Annotated in this window: 15 protein-coding genes; all 15 read right to left on the minus strand. The window is 51.4% G+C overall.

Features of this window, described 5'->3' with window-relative positions:
• Positions 1–14: 14 nt before the first annotated feature.
• The 15 genes from ACFOLF_RS37885 to ACFOLF_RS37955 all read right to left on the minus strand — a co-directional run bounded on the left by ACFOLF_RS37885 (position 15) and on the right by ACFOLF_RS37955 (position 24,276).
• Positions 15–2,210: a glycoside hydrolase family 88/105 protein gene (locus tag ACFOLF_RS37885; protein WP_210045946.1), complete on the minus strand. Its 2,196-nt coding sequence runs from the start codon at positions 2,208–2,210 to the stop codon at positions 15–17.
• Entirely contained in the window at positions 2,207–3,562 is a 1,356-nt protein-coding gene (locus tag ACFOLF_RS37890) for a Gfo/Idh/MocA family protein (RefSeq protein WP_210045908.1), read from the minus strand. The genes ACFOLF_RS37885 and ACFOLF_RS37890 overlap by 4 nt, the downstream gene beginning before the upstream one ends.
• Positions 3,563–3,643: 81 nt before the next feature.
• Positions 3,644–5,185: an extracellular solute-binding protein gene (locus ACFOLF_RS37895; protein WP_379113667.1), complete on the minus strand. Its 1,542-nt coding sequence runs from the start codon at positions 5,183–5,185 to the stop codon at positions 3,644–3,646.
• A gap of 76 nt (positions 5,186–5,261) precedes the next feature.
• On the minus strand, positions 5,262–6,131 hold the full coding sequence (locus tag ACFOLF_RS37900; protein WP_210045910.1) for a carbohydrate ABC transporter permease: 870 nt from the start codon (positions 6,129–6,131) through the stop codon (positions 5,262–5,264).
• Positions 6,131–7,009 (minus strand): ABC transporter permease, encoded by an 879-nt coding sequence (locus tag ACFOLF_RS37905; RefSeq protein WP_379113669.1) that lies wholly within the window; start codon positions 7,007–7,009, stop codon positions 6,131–6,133. Before ACFOLF_RS37905 ends, ACFOLF_RS37900 begins: the two co-directional genes overlap by 1 nt.
• A 522-nt stretch (positions 7,010–7,531) precedes the next feature.
• The gene (locus tag ACFOLF_RS37910) at positions 7,532–8,350 is read right to left on the minus strand and encodes a phytanoyl-CoA dioxygenase family protein (RefSeq protein WP_210045911.1); all 819 of its coding nucleotides are present in this window, start codon (positions 8,348–8,350) and stop codon (positions 7,532–7,534) included.
• Positions 8,351–8,380: 30 nt separating this feature from the next.
• Positions 8,381–9,229, minus strand: a complete 849-nt coding sequence (locus ACFOLF_RS37915) for a phytanoyl-CoA dioxygenase family protein (protein ID WP_210045912.1) — start codon at positions 9,227–9,229, stop codon at positions 8,381–8,383.
• A gap of 16 nt (positions 9,230–9,245) precedes the next feature.
• Positions 9,246–10,853, minus strand: coding sequence for a DUF3502 domain-containing protein (locus ACFOLF_RS37920; RefSeq protein ID WP_210045913.1), 1,608 nt, complete (start codon positions 10,851–10,853; stop codon positions 9,246–9,248).
• A 49-nt stretch (positions 10,854–10,902) separates the two neighbouring features.
• A complete protein-coding gene (locus tag ACFOLF_RS37925; RefSeq protein ID WP_379113657.1) occupies positions 10,903–11,787 on the minus strand; it encodes a carbohydrate ABC transporter permease in 885 nt (294 codons plus the stop codon).
• A gap of 12 nt (positions 11,788–11,799) precedes the next feature.
• On the minus strand, positions 11,800–12,786 hold the full coding sequence (locus ACFOLF_RS37930) for an ABC transporter permease (protein ID WP_379113659.1): 987 nt from the start codon (positions 12,784–12,786) through the stop codon (positions 11,800–11,802).
• Positions 12,787–12,918: 132 nt separating this feature from the next.
• Entirely contained in the window at positions 12,919–14,706 is a 1,788-nt protein-coding gene (locus tag ACFOLF_RS37935) for a cache domain-containing sensor histidine kinase (RefSeq protein WP_210045914.1), read from the minus strand.
• The gene (locus ACFOLF_RS37940; RefSeq protein ID WP_210045915.1) at positions 14,703–16,271 is read right to left on the minus strand and encodes a response regulator; all 1,569 of its coding nucleotides are present in this window, start codon (positions 16,269–16,271) and stop codon (positions 14,703–14,705) included. Before ACFOLF_RS37940 ends, ACFOLF_RS37935 begins: the two co-directional genes overlap by 4 nt.
• Positions 16,272–16,526: 255 nt before the next feature.
• On the minus strand, positions 16,527–18,968 hold the full coding sequence (locus tag ACFOLF_RS37945) for a glycoside hydrolase family 2 TIM barrel-domain containing protein (RefSeq protein ID WP_210045916.1): 2,442 nt from the start codon (positions 18,966–18,968) through the stop codon (positions 16,527–16,529).
• 376 nt (positions 18,969–19,344) lie between these two features.
• Positions 19,345–22,359, minus strand: a complete 3,015-nt coding sequence (locus ACFOLF_RS37950; RefSeq protein ID WP_210045917.1) for a pectate lyase family protein — start codon at positions 22,357–22,359, stop codon at positions 19,345–19,347.
• A gap of 297 nt (positions 22,360–22,656) precedes the next feature.
• Complete coding sequence (locus ACFOLF_RS37955) at positions 22,657–24,276, minus strand: hypothetical protein (RefSeq protein WP_210045918.1); 1,620 nt, start codon at positions 24,274–24,276, stop codon at positions 22,657–22,659.
• Between the last annotated feature and the right edge of the window lie 33 nt (positions 24,277–24,309).

Here is a 24,309-nt window from a genome sequence, read left to right on the forward strand (position 1 = left end):
TTCTCCTGTTCAGCTTATGTTTTCTCTATCAGCCCTTCTTTCATCAGCTGAGTTTCAATACCTGCAAGCAGCACGATGCCGATACCGTGCGTATCGTTTAAATTCCAGCCCAGATCATGCTTATAGTAAGCATGAGAGTATGACCAGCTGGAGCCTTTGCATACGCCGTACAGATTTCCCCGTTTGTCGATAGCCCGCTCGCATAATCCCTGCCACCCATCCAGCGCCGCCCGGACATAAGGATCCGGGTTCTCCAGCCAGCTGCTGCGAACGCCAAGCGCGAAGCCGTATATGAACATCGAGGAGCATGAGGCTTCCTCGTACGACTCCGGATCGGTCAATACTTGATGCCACAGACCATGCTTGCCCTGCAGTCTGCGGTACCCTTCCGCCAACTCCCGATAGAAAGCCAGTATAGACGGATGGCTCGCATGCGTCTTCGGCAGTAATTCGAGCAATACGGCCAGTGAGAAAAACACCCAGCCATTGCCCCTGCCCCAAGCCGTACGCGATGGCTTTCCATTGCGCACATCATACACATGAGACATAATCTGCTGCTCAGCCATATACAAATACTTCTTATAGAGCAGAAGCTGCCTTGCAGCTTCGTCCATGTAACGCGGATCGCCGGTAAGCCAGGAATACCTGCACAGGAAGGGAACGCTCATGTACATATCGTCGCACCACATCGTGTTATGCATGCTTGGCGAGACGCCGACCTTGCGGTACAGCGCTCCGTCCTCCATGCGATCCTGTACGTTCATGATATAGTGAGCAATATCGTCAGCCACCGCACGCGCTCCTTCAAGCGGACGGAGCCGTTCAGCCATAATGGTAAGCGTCCCGAAGGAGCCGCAGTCGTCGAGGCTGTCGATATGCGACAGCTGATTGTTCAAGCCCGCTGCTCCGAAGCGCCCGCGGTCCCACAGCGAGTATGCATAAGTCGAGGTCGCGAATTCGACATGGTCTGCGACGTAATTTGCCAAATCTTCGCGCTTCAGCAGCCGGCTCGTCCCCAGCAGTCCGGACAGCGTGACCCCAAGCGGATAATTCCAACGGCCGTACAGCTCATTTTCGAGAAATGGACGCACATGCGCCCCCGGCTGATCCGTCATCCAGAAGACGTTGTTGTGCCGATCGGCCGCCACCTTATCGAGGTCCGGATAATCGTCCGGATCGATATTCGCTTCCGCCGGGAGCGGGCCCAGATGCAGCCACTGACCTTTGTAGCCATGCACGCGCCGCCCGGCAGCAAGTTCAACCTCCGTACCAGCAAGGTCCCGAAGCCGGAAGCCCCATCCTTGAAGTTCACAATAACAATGAGCAATCAGGTCGCCCCGCCCCGGGGCTGCGTCGAGGGCGAAGGAGAAGTCACCCGGCTCCCGAGCTTCATACAGCAGCTTCCCCTGCCATATGAACCGTACAGGACCATAGGCAGTTCCAGTGAGCATAACGCTCTTATTCGAAGCGGAGCGGTTGACAATCGTCGTCCATGCAAAGGAGGAACAGCCCGAATGCATGCCATATATAAGATCCAGATGCCCAGTCCCCTCTGATCGGGCAGGAAGCCATTCCGCTCCGGTGGCGGCTTCCGTCTGATTCGTACCCGGGATGTGATCCATCCGCTGGGCCAACGGAAGCGTATAGATCCAGCCTTCCTCTCCTTCCCGCTCAACGGAGGGAGCCAGGAAGTGAAAAGGTTTATTCTTGCGGCTGCCTGTCCCGAAGGCGGCTCCGCAGTTCCCTTCCCGGCCCTTTGCCAGCTCCAGAACGAAGTGATTCCATCCCTGCGCCAGATTTACCTTCAGCTTCAGGGGCAGCGCCTCCGAGGCTGGCTCCACTCCGGAGAGCTCCTCCTCCTCCGAGGAAGATCCGAAACGCTGAACCCCATTGTGATACAGCTTCACCTGCCCGAAGCAGCGAAGATGGAAGATGAATTCCTGCGGTTGATCGATCCACAGCCTTGCCCAGGCATATACCCGCATACCTTCTCCCATGCCCGAAAACATGCGGCACGGAAATTCATACAAATGATCCGCTCCCTTGCGGACATCGCTGGTCCGCGTTACCCGGTATACCGGTTCATGCGGCGGATTGTCACCGACATAGCGCTGCGCGATGATCTTAAGCACATGCGGTATGCTGCCGCCATCCGTCTGTGCGGCTATACTTTCAATCGAATCAAAATACCCGCTTAGATTAGATGTCACAATATACCGCCTCTCTCGCCGCTTAGGCTTTCGCTTTGCTCCTGCGCTCCGCCGCTGCCGGTACCGCTGCCCAGCACCTCCTCGATCGTGACCAGACGATGCTCCTTCACCGAGCGCCATACCGCTTCGCCCGTCGCCACCGAATAAGCGCCATCCACCGCGCCCGACAAGATGCGGTACGGCCGTCTGCGATCCTCGCCCATGAACAAGTCTTCAAGCAGCAGCGGATCTCCCCCTCCATGCCCGCCTTCCCGATGTACGACATGAATCGTTTCCTTCGAGCCGAACAATGGAAAGTAGTCGATCGTCTGCACAGGCGTAGGGAAGGGGGTTCTGCCAGGCATATGATATTCCACCGTCTCGATTCTCCCTTTCGTCCCGTTGATGGCAAGCCGGTATCCCTCATAAGGCAGCGAGAAATTAACCGAGTAACTGAGGAGCGCGCCGCCGCTGTATTTCACGGTCGCGGTATACGTATCTTCAATCTGGATATCCGAATCGAAAATGCATCGGTCAGGACGGTAATCGGAATAGGGAAATGCCGGGGACTTCCCTGCATCGAGAGATCCCAGATGATCATCCGGCACTTTAAGATTCCGGCTGCGGGCATTCCAGCGCGAGTAATACGAGCAATCCTCGGTATGCGCGCAGGTACTGCAGAACCGGCCATCTTCCTTCTTCGGATTCGCCTCTCCATCAGCGCCGTAATAATTCAAAGCGCCAAAGGCGAACACCTCAACCGGCTTCTGATTAATCCACCAGTTGACCAGATCAAAATGATGCGTGCTCTTGTGGACGGATAATCCGCCGGACAGCCGACGGTCCCTGTTCCACCTTTTGAAGTAGCTGGAGCCGTGATACGTATCCAGATACCAGTTCAAGTCAACCGACGTAATTCTGCCAAGCTTCCCCTCCTGCACAATCTGCTTGATCTTCATATGAATCGGGGCATAACGATAATTGAATGTCACAATAACAGAGCCCTTGCTCGCTTGCTCCGCCTCCATGACGCGCCTGCTGTCCGCTCCTGTTGTCACCATCGGTTTCTCTGTAATGACATCCAGATCACGCTCAAGGGCGGCTATCAGGTACTGTGCATGCGTGTCGTCACGGCCGGCGACAATGATCACATCCGGCTTCGTCTCCTCTACCATCCGGTCGAACTCACCTTCGCCGTACGTGCTGATGCCGGCATGCTCCGGGAATCTCGAACGGTAAAGCTCAAAACGCATCGGATCGCGGTCGAGCAGACCGATAAGCTCACAGCTTCCAGCGAAGGAGGTGAGGATAGGCTTGGCGAACATGCCCAGCGCACGTCCGCTCACTCCGCAGATTGCGTATCGTTTTTTCAACTGAACCCATCCTTTCAGGCATTGATGCTGTCATGCAGACAGCTGCAGGTCTGGCCAGATTGAGGCATTGCCGCAGACCGCTTATTTCTTCACTTTGGCATACCATTCCTGGGCCCGCTTGGTAACCGTATCTCCTCCAGCTTTATTCCAGCGGTCCACGAACTCGTCAAATTTCTCCAGCGGCCATTCTCCAATAACGATCTTCGTCAGATACTCCTGGAACAGCTTGTGTGATTGAATATCCGGGAAGCCTTCGTACACCGTATTCGGCAATCCGTCGCCTGCGATCCGGTGCGCGTCAGCCGTGCTGACAGTGAAGATATCCTGAACCATCTTCTGCATGTCTTCCGGAATCGTCTCCTTAATCCGGATGTCCATATCCTCTTTCGTCGTCAGATTGCGCATCCCAAGGGCGATCGGACGGCTGTCCTCTGGCGGAAGTACAACCTTCTTGCCATTTACGACTTCATGCTGCTGCCCCTCGATGCCAAAGCGAATGAATTCATCATTGGCTTGATCATAGAAGAAATCGAGCAGCTTAAGGGAATATTCCGCTTTCTCCTTTGCGACAGTCGGGATCATCCACTCCGGCTCACCCATGCTCTTCTGCGTAACGAATCCTTCAAACCCTTCTGCCTTCGGCATCGGCATGCCGACGACATAAGCATCCGGCGCACCCTTGAGCATCGCAGTATAACGATCCCGGAGGTTGGCGGGAAGATGATACCAGCTTCCAACCAGATTATTGTTGATTTTGGCCTGCCAAACATCGCCTTTGTTCAGGAACGTCTCATTGTCCAACAGCTTCTCTTCGTAAAGCTCACGAATATAAGCGATAGCAGCCTTCATATTTTTCGTAACGCCCGCGTATTGAATTTCCCCTTCATAGACATCCCATTCCGGAACGCCTTCCCACATCGCGACACCATAAATGCCGAACAGATGGTCCATCCACTTGCCGAACTCGCGGCCCGTGGTAGGCAGCTCATCCGCTTTACCATTGCCGTTCGGGTCCTTATCCCGGAATGCCCGCAGTACTTCCTTATACTCCTCTGTTGTTTTCGGCAAAGACATTCCTACCTTATCAAGCCAATCCTGACGAATCATCGGCGCCCGCTCGGGAACAAGGAACACCTTGGGCACGTAATAGATGTGGCCGTCCGGGGAAGCCGACCGTACGATATCCCATGCTTCTTCCGGAATGTTCTTCCAAACATTAGGCGCGTACTTAGGCAGCAGATCATCGAGCGGCAAAGCACCGCCTTGCTTGATCAGCGTCTGCTCCACACCCCCAATCGGGCGCAGAATGTCAGGCAGATCATCGGACGCAATCATCAGATTCAGAAATTCTGTCGGCTCCGAGCCCGGGGCCGTCGTGATCAGCTCATATACGACGCCCGTCTTCTCTTCCACATATTTCACATGCTCATTATTACTGTCGGGAATGGTCCCTACGCCCATATGGCTTTTGAATACCTTCACTGTAACAGGCTTGTCCTTCTCCTCATTCCCTCCCGAAACTGCCGGCTTTTCTCCGCTGTTAGAGCAGCCGGCAACGAGCGAAATTACAAGCAGCGACGCCAAAACGGACCCTTTGACCGACCTTTCAAATACATGCTTCATCATGATTTCAGCCTCCCTTATACATTTATAAAATCTATATATCAAGCCGGCGAACCGGCTTCATAACCTCCCCGAGCTACTCTTTCAAGGACCCAAGCATAGACCCTTTTACGAAATATTTCTGCAAATAAGGGTATACGAGAACAATTGGTATGGTGGCGAACAAGATTGTAGCCGCTTTCAAGGTTGTCGTATTGAAATCGTAATCACCCAGAACCAGATTGACTGCCGCCAGCTCCTCCGGCGAAGTCAGATAAGCGCGAAGCTTCGTTTGCAGCGGCCATTTCTCCGGATCGCGAATGAACAGCACCGCCCGTTGAAAGGTATTCCAATAACCAACCGCATAAAACAGGCTTACGGTCGCCATCACCGGCTTCGAGAGCGGCAAATAAATCCGGATTAACAGACCGGCCTCATTGCAGCCATCGATTCGTGCAGAATCATCAAGCTCTTTTGGGATGCCCATAAAGAAGGTACGGATAATGATCATATTGAACGTGCCGATCACCCCGGGCAAAATGAGCGACCACAACGAGTTCATCAGGCCCAGCTCGCGCACCGTCAGAAAGAACGGGATCATTGGCGCATTGAAGATCATCGTAATGATAATGCCGAGCATGATCGGCTTGCGCAAGAGAAATTGCCGATGCGACAGCGGATACGCCGTCAGCACCGAGAACAGCATGCTCAGTAAAGTACCCGCCACCGTAATATACACGGTGATGCCAAACGACGTCCACAGCCCCTTGTTCTGCAAAATGTGCGACCAGGATGCCGTCGTGAATTCAACGGGAAACAGGAACACCAGCTTGGAATCCGCCGCGATTGGCGAACTGAAGGATACGGCCAGCAGTTGAATAAGCGGCAGCAGCATCGTCGCCGCGGCTGCGATCAGAAATGCATAGTTGATTAATTGGAATAGTTGATCTCCTTTAGTCCGTTTCATCACCACAACCCCTGTTCTGTTTTTCGGGCCATCCGGTTAAATATCCACAAGAGAATGAAGCCAATCCCCGACTGGAATAATCCGATTGCTGTCGTTACGCTATACTGCCCCTGCAGCACCCCTGCCCGGTATACATACGTCTCGATAATATCTCCGACCGAATATGTCATCGGCGTCAATAAATTATAGATCTGATCAAATCCAAGCTCCAGGAAATTGCCGATATTCAGCAGGAACAGCACCAGTATGGTTGGGAACATCGTAGGCAGCGTAATATGGAACGTCTGTTTCCACCGGTTTGCTCCGTCCATGACAGCCGCTTCATACAGGCTCGGATTAATGCCGGCAATGGCAGCCAGGTAGATGATCGTTCCCCAACCCACATCCTTCCAAATGCCGGATATGACGACGATGGTGCGGAAATATCGCTGCTCCTGCATGAACAGGATCGTATCCAATCCGAACCAGCCGCGCATCATATTGAGGACGCCCTGACTTGACAGCAATTCGAATACGATGCCCCCAACGACGACCCACGATAAAAAGTGCGGGAGATAGAATAAACTTTGCATTACCCGCTTGGCCAGCATCACCCTGACTTCATTAAATAGAAGAGCAAGGATGATCGGAGCCGGGAAACCGAATACAAGTTGATAAAAGGCGATTGTCGCCGTATTCCTCATAACTAGATAAAAGTCTCTATACGTGAAAATAAATTTGAAGTTGTCCAATCCGACCCATGAGCTTGACAGCATGCCTTTGAAAATCTGATAGTCCTGAAACGCGATGACGCTTCCGGCCAGCGGTAAATACTTGAATACAAGATAGTAAATGACGCCGGGCAGTATCATTACATAGAGCATCCAATACTTTCGCATATTTACGAGGTAACGATTCCGGGTCAGGTTGAACCTTCCTGTCGGCGTACGGGTGGAGCCGGGCTCCAATGGATTGTGCACTTTGGCCATCATGAACCTCCTTCGCTTCTTGTACCGCCATCTTACCTGTTCAAGAGCCCCCGTAACAATTGATCATTTCTCCATGTGATGAACAAATCCATGATTTCGCCCGATTTGGAAGATTCGCGCATTCAAACCGCGATAAGGGGATGAATAAATGCTGATAGCCACTGGCGGATGCTCTTCATAAAGAAACGTAAAAAAGCCGCAGCAGCAAGGCTTCAGCGGATTGGTTGGTGCTGTGGCGGATTGGTTGGTAATGAGGGCTGCTTTGGGAAATTGCGGCCCAGGCTGATGATGAATGGAATGGCAAGCATCCAGAAAAAAGTGGCAGTCAGAACTTTTCGCGTTCTGACTGCCACTTTTTATCGGCTATGCCTGTAGAGACTCGCTGCTAAGTTACTCTTAGCTTATCGGACCATTAGCTGCAGTGTCATGCCATTAATTTTTATAATTCAGGCCAGGGTAATAATGATCATCGAATGTTTTGCCTTGCCATGCAAAGAAATTATCGAATAATTTCTTTGCAGCAGGCTCCAGCTTCTCGTCCAGCCTCATTTCATCATACCATCCTTTGAATTGATTCAGCCGTTTCGTTCCCACCTCATAATCCGAGCTTGCTATGATGTAATGCAGGGTACGCCTTTTCGTGCTGGAGGACGCTTTTCCCCGGTGCAGCACCGCGGCATGCATAAACATGGCGTCCCCAGGCTCAAGCATGCATACCAGTTGATTCGTAATATCCTCTACGCTGCGGTATTTCGTATCTTCCTCTTCTGTCAAAGGCCGAAGATGCGACCCGGGCACAAGACGAAAACTTTCATCATGGTACAAAGCGGTGTTGAATTGAATATAGGCCTGTGTCCCGTCCTCCGAGTAGATGTCCTTCGGACCGTCGCGATGCCAGCCTAAATCATAGTTTGCGCGGACCGGAGACCAGATGGCCTTCAGCCCGCTGATGCGAAGATCGTCGCCAAGGATACTGCCTAAAGAGGTTAATAGCTTCCTGTTGTTTAAATAATCCGTAAACGCGGGCTCATACAAGTCGGGGTGCAGCAGGAAGTCGCAGCCCCAGCATACTTTATCGTTTCCTTGAATGAGGCGGGTATTATACTTCTCACGGCCGGGGTGCGCACGGACCTTCTCTACCATACGTTCGTAGGCTTCCCTGTATTCGGGAAGCTTCGTTTGGGGAATCACATCCCTCACAATGGTATATCCTTCAGAATAGAATTGCTTGATTTGCGAATCTGCCAGCATGTTTGAAAACTCCCTTCGATTCCCGAATGTTTATTCCTTATAGGGCAAGTTGGGATACCATTCGTCGTTTATCGTCCTGCCTTCCCAGTTCAGGAAATTGCGGAAGAGCTTCCTGGCCGTGGGAGCCAATTGATCGTCCAGGCGCAGTTCCCCGTACCAGCCTTTGAACTGCTTTAACAGCGCAGTCCCGATGGGCAGATCCGTCCGTGCCAGAATATAGTGGAAGGTTCTGCGCATATCGGTGCGCGGCGATTTCCCCCTGTGCAGCACCATCGAATGCATGAACAGCACGTCGCCGGGTTCCAGGACACAAACCAGCTGCCCCGGCAAATCGTCAACGCCTACTCGCACCTGCGCAAGCTCCGCATCCGTCAGCGGTCTGCGATGCGAACCCGGAACAAGCCGGAAGCTGTCGTCGCGGTATAAGGCCGTATTGAATTGAAGATGCTTCTGGGAGCCGTCCTCGGAGTAAATCTCCTTGAGTCCGTCCCGATGCCAGAAGAGATCGTAATCCACTCTCTCAGGGGACCAAAGCGCCTTCAGTCCTTCCACGCGGAGATCGCTCCCCAGAATGCTGGACAAAGAGGAGAGCAGCTTCTCATTGTTAAGATAATCGGTAAATGCGGGCTCGTATAGATCGGGGTGCAGCAGGAAGTCGCAGCCCCAGCTTTCCAATTCACTGATCGCGTTCGGGTTCTTCCTGTCGATATTCTTGACAAGACGCGTATTATAACGCTCCCGGCTGGGATTGGCGCGAACCTTTGTTACCATGCGTTCAAAGGCTTCACGATATTTCGGGAGCTCCCCCTGCGGTATGACATCTTTGACGATGCAGTAGCCTTCTTCGTACCATTGGTCCAATTGTTCTTCGGTCAGCATATTTTGCGTTCTCTCCCTACTGTTTGGATTTCACGAAAGCATCCAGCTGCGCTTTCAATTCCTGGTCGATTTTCTCGAACCCCGCCTTCATGGCCTGATCTTTGAATTCGGCCAAGGTTTCTTCAACGTTGCTGACCAAACCGAGATCCAGAAGAGGACCGTACTTCGCTTCAAGCGACATGAAGGTGGCCAGCTCGGATTTGACTTTAGCCGGATCGAATTTAAAGCCCTCTGTAACCGGATGGACGGTTTTCGGTACCCAGGCTTCCTGCATTTGCGCGACTGCGGGATTTTCACCCACAAGCGTACGCAGGTTTTCCGAATTGTTTACGCCCCAAGTCCCGTTCTGTCCGCCTTTAAACTTGTCAAAATCAGGACCCGGTTTATACTTGTCATCGCCCTCCGCGATCCAGTGCTTGCCCTCTACCCCATAGATAAAGAGTTCATTGTAGGCTTTGTCGAACTTCAGTTTATCGAGCAGTATAAAGCTGCGTTCGACATTCTGGGAGGTATAGGCAACCGCCATGCCATCATTCGTATACAAGCCCAATTGTTTAATAGAGTCGGGTGTAACATCATAAATTTCAGGCTTCCATTCCGGATGCTCCTGAAGGACCTTATCCGCAGAAACAGCCAGGGTGCCGATATTCCATACCATCGATGCGGAAGTACCGCTTTCAAAAGCATCCCTTGCTTCCGTTTTATTGACGAGCGCGTTCTTGGACCAGTAGCCGGAATCTGCCCAGGATTTCATCTTCTTCGCCCAATCCGGATAATCCGGCTGAAAGAAATTGTAGCTCACTTTATCGACCGAGAACGTCTCGCCTTCTTTGTATAAATAGGAAAACTCTCCAACCCCGACCATCGTCGTATATACGGTCACATTGTTGCGCGCCTGGCCGAAGGTTATGCTTTTGGAATCGTTGTCGAGCGAATTGGCAAGCGGGAATATGCCTTTTTCATTTGCCGCAACCGCTTTATAGTAGTTCTCCAAATCATTGACCGACTGAAGCTCCGCAAGGCCATATTTTTCCCTCAAATCTCCCCTGATCAGAACGGCGGATTCTCCGGTGTATGTCGCGTTGCTGCGCGGAACAAAGTACAGTTTGCCGTTAAGCCTGCCTTGATCCAACGATACTTTGTCTTGTTTCTCCGCCGTGAGCGGCAAGTACTTCTTCAGGATATCGTCCGTTACTTCTACGAATGCCCCTTTGGCGGCTTCCTGCTGGTAAAGCGCCCAATCCGACGTATAGATCAGATCCACATTTTCGCCGGACGCCAGTATCAGCGGATACTTCTGCTGCCAGTCGCTCCATGGCAAATATTCGATTGTCATCTCAGCATTTAAATCCCGGAGGATCAATTTGTTCAATTCCGCCAGGACGACATCGCCATCCGCAGGCTTGTCGCCCAGCAGATACATCTTTAAATTGACTTTCTTCGAAAGATCAACGCCGCTGGCTGATTGCCCCCCTTCCGCCGGTTGATTGCCGTTGCCCGATTTCTCGTTCGCGGGCGGCGATTTTCCGGAATTTTCGCCGCTGCCAGTGCAAGCGGTCATTAAAGAAATCAAAAACAACATAATCACCAATACGGTCTTGCGCGTCTTTGAAATCCTTTTCATCTTTACGGCCTCCTATTGGATTCATGATAGATGAATGGTAATGCCGGTATTACCCTTTGACCGCCCCGATGGTCAAACCCTTCACAAAATATTTCTGAACAAAGGGATAGAGCAGAAAGATCGGTCCCGTCACAATAATCGTCAGAGCCATCTTGATGGATTCTGTCGGGAAGGAATCAACCACCATGCCGGATGCCGCCATGACCATGCGCAGCGATTCGATGCTGGCCAGCAAATTATAGAGCAGGTATTGAAGCGTGTAGAGCTTCGGGTCGGATATGAAGATCAAGCTCGCGAACCAGTCATTCCAATAGAACAATGATGTAAATAACCCGATTGTAACGATAACCGGTGTGGATAACGGAATGATAAGCTGCATGAATATGCGGAAATCTCCGGCTCCATCCATTTTGGCTGATTCCGTGATTTCATGGGGCACGCTCATCATAAAGCCTTTCACGAGCAGAATGTTCCATACGGAAATCAATGTCGGCACGAACAGGGCAAGCAACTGATTTTTCATGCCCAAATATTTAATGCAGAGAATGTACCACGGCACAAGTCCGCCATTAAACAGCATCGTGAAGAAGAAGTAGAAGGAAAAGTAATTACGCCATTTGAAATCCTTGCGGTGAAGGACATAACCGGTCATGGTGTTGAGAAAAACCGCGAGTCCCGTACCTGCAATCGTGACGAACAAAGTAACCCCGTAAGCCCGGATAATGATCCATGGATTCTGGAACACGAAACGGTAGGCCTCCATGGAGAAATCCCTGGGAAATAGAGTAAACCCGTTCGTTTGAATGTATCGCTCGCTCGTTAACGATGAAGAGATCACCATAATAAACGGAATGATGCAAAGCACTGCGAATATGGTGACTAAGGTATAGCCAACCGCATTGAAGATAAGCTGATCTTTCGTCTTCACTCTCACATGAGCAGCCTCCTAGAACAGCGCATAATCCTTGTTCGCCTTTTTCACAATAGAATTCGTGATCAGAATCGTGATGAAGCACATAACGGATTGGTAGAAGCCCGCCGCCGATGCCATGCCGATATCCCCCGTGTTCACAAGCGCCCGGAATACGAACGTATCGATGATATCCGTTGCATCGAATAAAGCGCCGTTATTGCCGACAAGGTTATAGAACAGCCCGAAATCTCCCCTGAAAATTTGACCGATGGCAAGCAAGGTAAGAATCATTATGGTTGGAAAGATGGATGGGATTGTAATATGGAAGGTCTTCTTAAAGATATTCGCTCCATCGATTTCGGCGCTTTCATAGATTTGCTGATCGATTCCGACGATTGCCGCGAGATATATGACCGTACCGTAGCCGACAATTTTCCAGGCGTTGAAGAAGACCAGGAGATACTTCCATAATTCCGGCGTGTTGTAGACGTTGACAGGTTCCATGCCAATGCCTGTCAATATGCCGTTCAGGATGCCGTGCTCGAAGTTCAGTAAATTGTAAACGATCGAGGCTACAACGACCCATGAAATAAAGAACGGTAAAAACATCGCCGACTGTACCATTTTCTTATAGCGCTTACCGGCTATTTCGCTCAAAATGATGGCAAATCCGACCTGGAGAATGATCGTCGAGAACATAAATACGAGGTTATATAAAACCGTGTTGCGCGTAACCAGAAGAGCCTGCCCTGATTTAAAAAAGAACAAAAAGTTATCCAGTCCCACCCAGGGACTGTTAAAGATGCCCAAACGGTAGTCGAACTGTTTAAACGCCATCACCAACCCGATCATTGGGAAATAAGCGAACACAAGGATCAGGAGAAACGCCGGCAACAGCATCAATAGCAGCGTTTTGTCCTTTTTTAATGTTTTCCATAAGCCCCAACGTCTGTTGCGCTGAATTGACAACGCTTTCATATTTTGATTTTCAACTTGAGCAATCTGGGCTTCGTTATCCACCTCTTTCCCTCCAATGCTCTTAATGTCGTGTAACTGCTACTATCGTAACAATGATACCGGTACGGGTAAATCGTATTATTCATTGAATAAGGGTAAATTCTTTCGGCATTGCTTGTGCATCCAGCCGTCTCGTCAGCATTCCGTCAGATCCACGGAATGGACAGCCGGAATATGGATTTCAACCGTCGTTTCGACGCCCTCCACGCTTCGGAACACCAATCCGTACGCATCCCCGAAGCGCTGCGAAATACGCAGCTTAACGTTCTTTACCCCATACCCGCTTCCCGAGCCGCTTAATGTCTCCCCCCTGGCAATCCCCAGCAGCTGTTCTTCTTTCATTCCGATGCCGTCGTCTTTGACGCAGATAATAAGGTCCGAGCCTTCTTTTCTCCCCGTCACCACTATCTCCCCCGTTCGGCTCGCCCGTTCCAGAATACCGTGATAGATCGCATTCTCTACAATCGGCTGCAGCGTAATTTTGGGAATGATATATGCCATCACATCTTCATGCACATCGATGCGGAATGAAATTTTGTTCTCGAACCGCATGTTCTGGATTTCCATATAGAAGGATATATGACTAAGCTCGTCACGAATCGTTATCATATCCTTCCCGTTATTCAGGCTGAGCTTATAGAACCTGCTAAGCGCTTTAATGATGCGATGGATATCCCTCTGCATCCCCCTGGCAGCCATCCAATTGATCAGATCCAGTGTATTGTATAGAAAATGAGGATTGATCTGGGATTGTAAAGCCTTTAGTTCGGCATTCTTCACCTCCTGTCCCAGTTTGAACTGCTCCTGGTTCATCTGCTCGATGCGGTGGATCATCAAATTGTAAGTGTGAACCAGTTCACCGATCTCGTCTTTCCCCCCCATTCGGTTCAATGCGATCAAGCCGCCCTTCTCGATGTTTCGTAAACGTCTTATTAGTTGGGAGATTCGCCGCGTAATCGAATGCGCGAGCCAGAAGGCGAACAGGTAAGCGATTGTCGCGATGGCAACGACCCAAAGATACAGATCGTATTTGAGCTTTGCGCTCCCGGAAACGATTTCTTGCAAGGGGATTGACGTGACCATTGCCCAGTGCGAGGACGGAATCGAATGATACAGATAATAGCGGTCACCAATATGAACCGATGCCGATTGGAATTCCGAATCCGGCACAGGCAGGTTTGGCAGGTGAATCAAATCTGTCTTGGAAACGGATGAGACAATAATCCGGTCGTCCGACGATACCAAATAGCTGACGCTATCCTTGACCACATTAGCACCGTTAAGAATCGTCTGGATCGTGGTGTTATCGATCTCAAGGCTTACGCGGGCAACCGGCAGCAAATAATTGTTGGAATGGCGAATATAACGGGTCAGATAAATGTGTCCATCGCTGGTTCCCGTTTCATATCCCAATTCCGACGGGGTACACCATAGGTAGGCCATCTTCTCCGTTTTCATTTTTCGCAGGCATTCGGAGTCCGGTCCCAAGACCAGGGGGTAGAAGTTTTGATGATCCGAGGCATAAATAAGGTCATCCGGCACGTATAGAGCGACCCGTGACACATCTTTGTTCTGCAATGCGCGCAAAAATTGCTTCAATGAAGTATAATCATCCAACTGCCGGTTTACGGTGGATCGCGCCGAATCTTCCATCGCCTGGACGACCGGTCCATTGACCACGATTACATCCGTCGTTTCTGCCATTTTATCCAGCTTGTAGCTGAGGAAGGAGAATGTCTGCTCGAATCCCTGCTTGGCCGAGTAATAAATATGCTGCTCCAGCAAGCCGGACATTTTATCCGAAGCAAGCCACTGAAACAGCCCGAGCGGGATGACGATCAGGACAAGATAGGATAGCAATATTTTGTGGCGCAGCTTCATGTCATACAAGAGTTTGTGATATAGGCTCCGCATAGGCTTCATATTAATCCTTCCCTGTATTCCGTAGGCGTCATGCCAACCATCTTGCGGAATACCTTGGCAAAATAATTGCTGTTGCTGTAGCCGACAAGCACAGCGATTTGCTGGATCGTCAGCTTGGAGTCAGACATGAGGGATTTGGCCTTATTAATGCGGTATTCGGTTAAATATCCGTTGATTGTTTGATTCGTGTGCAGCTTAAACAAGCTGCACAAGTATGCCGGAGTCAAAAAAGTATGTCCGCATATTTTTTGAATGGACAGCGCTTCGTCCGCGTAGGAAGCCTGGATATAACGGATCACTTCCCTGACGATTCGCCTCGTTCCTTTCTGCTTTTGATACTCGTCGAAGTGGCGATGGAGCGTCTGCAGTGCGAAGTCGACGATGTCGTGAAGCGATACAAAGCGATTGAGAATGTCCCAATACAGCGAATGGTCCGTTTCATGGCCGCACCACTTCTCATTGTCTTCAAAGAGTGGCGTAAGCAGCTTGAAGAAATAATACTTCGTCGATTCGACTGGCGTCTGGTCATGCAGCCTTAGATCGACCGCCAAATCGACAAGAATTTGTTCTGCTTTGGATTGCTTCTCCAAGGCTATGCAATCCGCGAAAATACCAGGTATGGAAGGATCGAAGACGATCACGGGGGTCATTTCCGTCCGTGTTAACACGGAACCGCTTGCGTGGTAAAAAGAAGCAGGGAGCAGCGAGTTTGCTTGTTTATACGACTGGAAAATTTGCTCCATTTCACTGACCGGATCTCCGCAGGCAATGGTCAGATGGAGCTGCTCCGAATTCGCCGCGGACAGCAGTTCGGCTAAGGCCTCGAGCATACTTGTGGGAATCGGTGACCGCATGTTTAACAGATGGCATACCATGGCCGAGCCATCCTTCAAAACGGACAGGCATTCGTAGCCTTTCTCGATGAAAAACGCCTCTGCCTCACGATTAATCCGCAAGCGTATCGACATCCATTCCGAATCCGTCCAGCCGCTTTGGCGGGGATCAAATCTCACGATGACCGTCTGACAAAAACCTCGCCTCGGCAATGCAAGTCCAGCCGAGCGCGCCCTGGCCAGAAGATGCTCAATATCGGATTTGCCGGTCATGAGCTGCGACGCAATTTCCGCCTTAATCAGCGGGATGCTCTCAAGCAATGTACGGTTCAGCTCGGAAACACGCTGTTTGTTCAACTGTTCTTCCAGCCTGAGATTGACGGCCGTTTGCAGGGCTTCTTTCAGCTCGTCAAAATCAATCGGCTTTTCAATATAGTTAAGCGCTTTCAATTGTATGGCCGATTTTAAATATTCCTTGTCTGTAAATCCGCTCATGAATATGATCTTGCAGTCCGGCAGCAGGATCCGGACTCTGGCCGCAAATTCAATTCCGTCCATGAGCGGCATGCGCACGTCCGTCAAGATTATATCCGGCTGAAAGGCGTCCAGCTTTTCGATTGCGGTGATTCCGGAGTCCGCCAGCTCGATCTGTTGAATAGACAGCCCGCCCTCGATACTTCTCGCGATTCCCTCTCTCGTCATTTTCTCATCGTCGACAACCAACAGCTTCAAGCTTCTCCCCCCTTTTTTGGAGAACTCAGGCTAACCTGCGAAACTTCTGCTGCGGACCGTAAATAACAACGCTTATACATAGGGAGCACGCCTATCATCCGTGATAAAGCGCTTGCATTATTTAATATAACGTTTTACATTCCAGGAGAAAAGGCGTAAATTTCCAATGTTCTCTATGATCATGAAAATTCAGGAGATTTAATACTTGGAGCTGCCGCCAAAGCCATTTGACTTCCATGCATCATTCCGTTCGGTCTACTCCTGTTTTGTCTGAATAATCGTCTGCGCAGCCTCCATACCTGCTGCTTCCACCCGTACTATGATCGATCCCGATTGAGAGTCGGACTGAACGATTGCCAGGCACATGCCGCCGTAAGTTGATCTGATATTCGATTTGAAGGACTCGTGGCTCTCCGGATTCCCGTTATCTGCCCCGATCAGGAGTCCCGCTCCTTCCACCGTGACAATAACCGGACAATCGGAGGTGCGCACAAGTTTGCCCTGATCGTCCAACAAACGGACCGTGACATGCGCGACATCCATACCGTCTGCCGAAATCTGGTCGCTGTCAGCTGCTGCTTCGATCCGTACCGGCTTGCCGGTCGTCGCTATCTCCGCAGCACAAACCTCTATGCCATCCCGGGTTCCGACAAATTCAAGCCGTCCCGGCTCGTAAGGAACGTCCCAGGTCAGGTGCAGATCCGAGGTTGTGGCATGAATGAAGTGCTTGTCGTAATGGCCGTACCGTTTTGTCATCCCTTGCAGAGGGAACTCGCAGCTCTTGACGCCGTATGATTTGCCGTTCACGAACAATTCGACTGTATCGCAATTCGTGTAACACAAAACCGGAATAATCTCTCCTTCGCAGCCCTCCCAGTTCCAATGGGGAAATGGATGTATCATCGGCTCCGCCGTCCATTGGCTTTGGTAGAAATAATAGCCGTCCTTCGGAAATCCGCACATGTCGAGGACGCCCGAGCTGCTATTCTTGTTCGGCCAGCGCGCTTCGCCCAAATGATCGATTCCGGTCCACATGAAGTCGCCTGCCACATAATCGTGCATTCGTGTAAATTTCCAAAGCCGTTCGGCACGGATCATGCCCGAATAATAGGGGGGATTTCGCCAAGGCGCAGCTTCATCCTTCCTCGTATCCGCTATAAGCGGTTGACGCAAGCGATAATCCGCCCTTGTGCTGCGCACGGTTGAGTGTTCGCTTCCGATGATTTTCATCCTCGGATATTGGAGCCTGTCTTCCGCATAGAGGGTTTCAGTCCGTCCGCGCCATCTGTTTACATAATTATAGCCCACCACATCCAGCAGTTCGAAGAACGATTCCGCTGCCGCGTTGATGTCCGCGCTGATATTATCGCAAGCTAACGTAACCGGACGGGTCGCGTCCTCCCTGCGGCATACCTCAATGAGCTTCTTCAAAATTTCGGGACCGACGGATTGCGACTGCTCCGGTATTTCGTTGCCGACGCTCCATAGTATGATGGAAGGATGATTCCGATCCCGATGAAGCATGGAAGTCAAATCGCGTTCCCACCATTCATCGAAATATTTATAATAGCCGTATGCCATCGATCCGCTCTTGGCCTTGGAATGCGTCCATTCGTCGAACGCTTCGTCCATGACGAAGAAGCCCATCCTGTCGCATAGATCCAGCAATTCGGACGAAGGAGGATTGTGGCTCATCCTGATGGCATTGCAGCCCATCTCCTTCAGCAGGCGGAGCCTTCTTTCCCAAACCCTGTCTGGAACGGCCGCACCGACGCAGCCGCCGTCATGATGCAGGCATACCCCGTTCAGCTTCACTCGTTGGCCATTGATAATAAAGCCGCGATCGGCATCAAACGAAATGGAACGAAAACCGAAAGGCGTCGCGGTCTCATCTGTTAAGCGGTCTCCCACCCATAAAGTTGATTTCAGCGTATACATGTACGGATTTACGTCCGACCACAGCTTCGGATTGTTTATCTGGAGCTCCAGGGTCATGTCATGCGTATCCCCGGCAAGAAAAGCACCTGTCTGCTTCGATGCAAGGGTATTCCCATCCGCATCGGCGATTTCAGATCTCAGGCGTGCGTACTGACTCTCTCCGAGCTCATTTATTATTCTCGTTGTCACCTTAGCCATGGCCAAAGTCTCCGAAACGTCCGGGGTAGTTACGCAAACACCCCAATGATCGATTCTCGCACGTCCGGCGCGGATCAGCCAAACATGTCGATATATGCCCGAACCCGTGTACCAGCGCGAGTTCGGCTGTTCCGAATTATCGACTCGAACCGCCATCGTATTGCTGCGTCCATCCCAATGCAAGTAAGGCGTCAAATCATAATGAAAGCTGACATAACCGTTCGGCCGTTTACCCAGACAGCATCCGTTGATCCAAACCTCGCTGTTCATGTATACGCCGTCGAATCTGACGGAGACGTTATGCTCCTTCCAGTCCCCGGGAATAGAGAAGCGCTTTCGGTACCACCCGATCCCTGCAGGCAAATAAGCACCGTCGCCCCCTGCCGGGTGATCAATGGCGAATTCCCCTTCCACGCTCCAATCGTGGGGAAGATTCAACGTTCTCCAGCCTGTATCGGAAAAATCCTCCGCGGATGCCCCTTCCATATCGCCGAGTTGAAATTTCCAATTGTTGTCCATCCGTTCCGTAATCCGAACCGGCTTCGCCTGTTGTTCCATCATTATACGCTTTCCCTCCTTCATTCTTCTGAAATGGAAGATTCCCAGACATTCAAGTCTTCAATTAATCCCACATTTATGTCTGGAAGCTATCTCATTTAAATCATAACATTCACCCCATTTCCATGTAATAGCGCTTTCTTCTCATTATGGGTAATATTATCTCTTAAGATGGCCGCCCATATCGATACCGGCAACAAGCAAGAGTCATAGTATTTCGATCATGCCTTATTCATGTATATCTTGTCCCCAGGCAGTTGTAGAACAACTTAAAAAGACTGCTCCCCGGCTCACATATCGGGAAGCAGTCGCTGCTGGAAGCTTCTTCAAGGTTATTGGTTTGCTTGTTTTTCAGGCACGCGAGCCGTTACGGGAAGTGTCACTTCCCTGGTGCCCCGAGCGTCCTGACCACTACGGAATTGGAAGGTTCCGATTCTCCGCTGGCGCTTTTGCCTTTGATATAGTACGTGTACTCCACTCCTGGTTCGACGGTGCGGTCGTAATACGTATCTACCTTGGCATACCCCACGTATTGAGCCGGTTCTCCTTCGGATTCCCTGAAAATATTGTATTGGGTCGCTTCGCCATGGGACGTCCATACAAGTCCGACGAATGTTTTACCCTTCAAACCGACAAAGAGATTCGAAGGCTTGGCAGGCAAGGGCATGGCGATATCAAGTTCATCGGACGGAGCCGACTCGCCCATCTCGTTCTCCGCTGTCACCTTGTAGCTGTAACCTGTATGGTCCACGCTAACGCTGTCGTCGATATAACGGGGTGAAACTGTGCTGTCTATTCGGACAAACTCGTTCTCGCCATTTCCTTTCCTGTAAATATTATAACCTTCAACATCGTCAACCGGCTTCCATGCAATTGCCAATGAGGAGGTCGCAACATCGCCGGCAGACAAGCCTGCAGGCACTTGCGGAATCGCCACCGGCGGATTCGTCGTCGTGCTGACGCTGTCGGACGCTGCGGATTCTCCGCCAAGCGCCGTCGTGGAAACTTTATAGTAATACGTCATAGAAGGACTCACCGTCTTATCGGTATATGCCGTTGTTGAAACACTGCCTAAATTGTGATACGCACCCTCCGGGGAATCTGCCCTGTGAATCACATAGCTGACGGCGCCGTCAACAGGCGTCCATGCAAGCGCTGCGGAGATACTCTTTGCCGCTGTAATCTTTAGTCCTGACGGCGCTGGCGGGAGCGGCTTCGTTGCATCGTATGCCAATACTTCCACCGATGCGGAGTGCGGGGATTCGCCACCGGCATTTAAGTCTGTCACTTTATAATGATAGGTAACTCCCATCACAGGAGCAGTGTCCTTGTACTCCGTGGTATTGGAATTTCCAATGACTTTAAAGTAAGGATCCATTGACGTGGAACGGTAGATCAGATATGCGCCCGCTCCGCTTACGGGCTCCCAGTGGAGTGAAACCTCAGGGCCGTCCGTCAGCTGCCCATTCAATCCCGAGGGCGATTCCGCAGGGGGAGCCGCTTCCGGATTTGCCGGTTTAAGGATGACGAAGTAGTTCATGCTGGAGGTGCTGTTATTGGCCCCCATTGTAACGTAAGAGCCCGCTGTATAATGCTTCTTGTAAAGCTTGAACTGCACCGGCTGGTCATCTGCGATGATCAGCGCCGTATCTTCGTAGGAGGATGTCAGCCATAGCGGCCGGGTCGTTATCCTTGAATCGTGGGCGACATACACATCTGCATCGGCTGCCAAATAGAAGGAGAGCAAATCGTCGCTCGTGGCGCTTCTGGAACCCACCGCCGACCGAATCCATTCCATGCCCTTCAATTCATCAGGTATGGTAACGAATTTATACACACTGCTGCCGGTCAATCGATCCCCAGCCACGAAGTCTCCCGTCTGCAGATTCTCTTCTACCGACCAGTTGGCCGCATTGCCGCTTCCGTTGCTGCTGTTATCTCGGACAACAACGCTCCTGACCGCATTCCCGTCCAAACTGGGCACCGGCCCTGATTCAGGCTCCGTCGTTGGCTCGACTGGCGGGATGAATGGCGTTCCTGACCATGCCGGCGGGGCTTCAGGGTAATTCACGGGGAAGCCCGGCGCCGCCAGTTTATTCAGGTAATCCTCGAGGTTCGTGTAGCCGTCTTTGTTCCTGTCGCCGTTCCGATCCTCCGGATTGTTCGGATTCAGTCCTTTCGCCTTTTCCCATGCATCGGGCATCCCGTCAAGGTCCGTGTCGCGGGGGGCTCTTCCTTGTGCCAGATGCGGAAACCCTCCGACGTCGTTCTCATGACCGATAATGACGCCGGTTTGCTTCCGTACGCTGTTGATCACCCGCTGATCCACCTTGTCCCGGACGAGCGACGCACCGGAGTGATCCAGAATATAATCGTATGCGACCTCTGGATCCTGCATATGAACCGGAGGATATTCGAAACGCTCCGGAACCACGACGCTGGGCTTTTCGGCCTCCATCATCCCGGTCCCTGTATCCGTTCCATCGAGAATGCCGTTTTTGTTGCTGTCAATGCGGTTGTTTTCAAGGTACAGGCTATAATTCTCGTTCCCCCGCACAACCGCATATTGGGGGCTTGCCGAGTTAACGCCTGCAATAAAATAATTTCCAGTCACATTTCCATAGCCTTTGGTGCCGGATTCACCGCCGGCTACATAGGGGTAACCGCCCCAGTTGTAGATGATATTGTTCACGAAATCGATCTGGCCCTTCGTTTTGGGATTGCGGTCGTTGTTATGGGCATAGAGGTTATGATGCATGGTGATCGTATTCATTTCGATTAACCCGCCCATGGAGTGGGTGAGAAGCCCTTCTGAAATGATCGACCACTGCACTGTAATATTTTTGGATTTAGGATTATCGTAATCCTTGCTCTTGATAGATAACACTTCATCGGTCCCCCATGAGAACGAGGAGTGATCGATGATCACGTTCTGGCAATCTTCGAAATACATCGTATCGTCATTAAAATTCTGAACGCCCATGCGAAAGCGCAAATATCGGATGACGATATCACTGCAATTGATAAAGCGAATATTGTTGCCCCGGATGGTCACTCCGTCCCTCGGCGCGGTCTGACCAGCAATGGTGATCCTGGATTTGTCACTTACTACGATCTGGGGGATCGTAATTTCGCCCGAAATATCAAATACGATGGTTCTCGGTGTCGTTCCGGCGGTCATGAGCGCATCGTGGAACGTCCCCGGACCGGTAAGCTCGTAGCTGGTCACGTGGTATACTTCGCCTCCGCGGCCCCCTGCTGCGGAATAACCGAAGCCTTCTGCCCCCGGAAATGCCGATATCGCATCATAGCTCGCTTTTGCAGTTGGAATCGGTGGCTGGAATAAAGAAAGACCAAGGACAATACATAAAACGATTGCTAACCATCTTTTCATGCTGAACCTCCTGTTTTCGATTTTATTTCCTTCTATACCCACCAGATTGGCCGCAACCTGCTTACAACATTCGGGTTGCGATTGCTTCTTTTCCCGCTATTCACCTCCTTTATCTGCATGTACCGCCATCTTACCCGCGCAGTGCCGCCACATTCAATGGTTCAATCCTCCAATTCATGCACAATAACGGGATTTCGCGCGTACATGACGGTTCATCCATGATAAAAAGCAGAAAACCTGCATCCGAATATCGGCTGCAGGTCTTCAAAGGATACCGATCCATACACCATACCCCGCTCAGGCAGTTCCTTGAACGGATGGAAGGCCTAGTGCCGGATTAGTCAAGTCGAGTTTATACATCACCTGATTATAGTTGTAGCGCGGCGTCGCAACATGATCCGTGAATGTATTCGTATAGGTCGCCTCGAAGTAAATGACGCGGCCGCCGTCTTCGAAGAAGAACTTATGCTGAGCCGGGTTATAGAATGTGTAATTGTTATGTGTAATGATTTTTTTGGCCGTTGTCCAAGGACCCTGCGGCGCAGGCGCCTCCGCATACCAGATCTCCCCGAGAACCGATGTTTTCCCAAGAGTCTGCTGTCCAATCATCACATAGCGCTGCCGGTATTCGTTCCACTCAACAGAGCTTTGGGCCAGCGCAATTTCATCACCGGTATCGGCATCTTTCAATTGATAGTAGCGCTGATCGTCCGCTTTGATCAGACCGAGATTAATCAGCTCCTTCTCCTGATCCTGGCTGACCGGCGGGGTGTTCTTTTTCCAGGCCCAAACGAGCTTGCCGTTCAAGTCGCGTTCGAGCGACGTATTAGCCCCGTCATAGGTCGATCCCGGCGCCAGGCACGTAAACGACTCGTATTCGGTATAGTCAATAATGGCGTCATAACTGGCGGCAACGCGCAAATTCGGAATCCGATGCTCGGTAAAGAGCCAATAGCCCTTGCCGTTCTCCTCGTAATAGGTCGCCTGGCCGCCCGGATGGCGCCAGTCGTCCTTGGAGGGGAACTGGACGACCTGCTCGAATTGCTCTGTCAGATCGTTAAAGACGAGAATGCCGCGCGCGGTCAAATCTGGATTTAGCGTGCTGTAGCCTGTGAGGAGGCGCTCTTTTCCCGTGCTGTCCTTGGCCGTCATCAGACCGAAAATCCAGGCCATGTTCGCCCCGTCGGGAAGAGAAGGCACCATGCTTTTCACAAAACCGTCCTCATTGGTGAAATAGTGCAGATCAACGCCGACATCCGGGTCCAGTCCGCCTTTTTGCGGCAGCTTTGACGTCGCGCCCGTCGTGCGGAAATTCCCCAGCGGGTAGGCCGGTCTGTCCGTATCCCCCCAGAACCAGTACAGCTTATTGTTATACTCGATCGTTTGCACGGAATCCTGGCCCATGACCAGACCGTTGATAACCGGCTCTTGAATCGGCGCGTTCAAGCCGAGCAGCAAACTGTCGCGGTATATGCCCTGTCCGGTAACCCGGTACAACCGCTCGGCAATATTGACCCGGTTCATCTTCAGCGTGACGCTCCCGCCGGGTGTTACGTCGACGGCCTGGCCGCGGTAACCGAACATGTCGGTTGGCACCTCGTAGCCGTCACTGGACATGTGAAAGAATACTTGCTGATCCATAAGGCCCGGTTCATCAAACGCCACGATACCGGCGCTGTCCGTGTAATACAGAATGCTATTCGTTGTCTTCAACTCCACGAGCGGAATGCCGCGGCCCGTCCCGGCATCCACGACCTTAATCATGAACGGCGCCTTTTTCTTTTGGACCGTGCTGCCTGCCTCCTGCTTGGCGCTGCTGTCCGCTGCCTGCGCCGCCGTCGTAACGCCAGGCGCCATCATGACCATCAGTATGGCGCATGCCCATAATCCCGCATTCTTCCACGGCTTCAATTTCATCTCTCGTTACCTCCCGATTGTTGTCGATTTGTG

This window comes from Paenibacillus sepulcri, assembly GCF_042647105.1.
Lineage (GTDB): Bacteria > Bacillota > Bacilli > Paenibacillales > Paenibacillaceae > Paenibacillus_Z > Paenibacillus_Z sepulcri.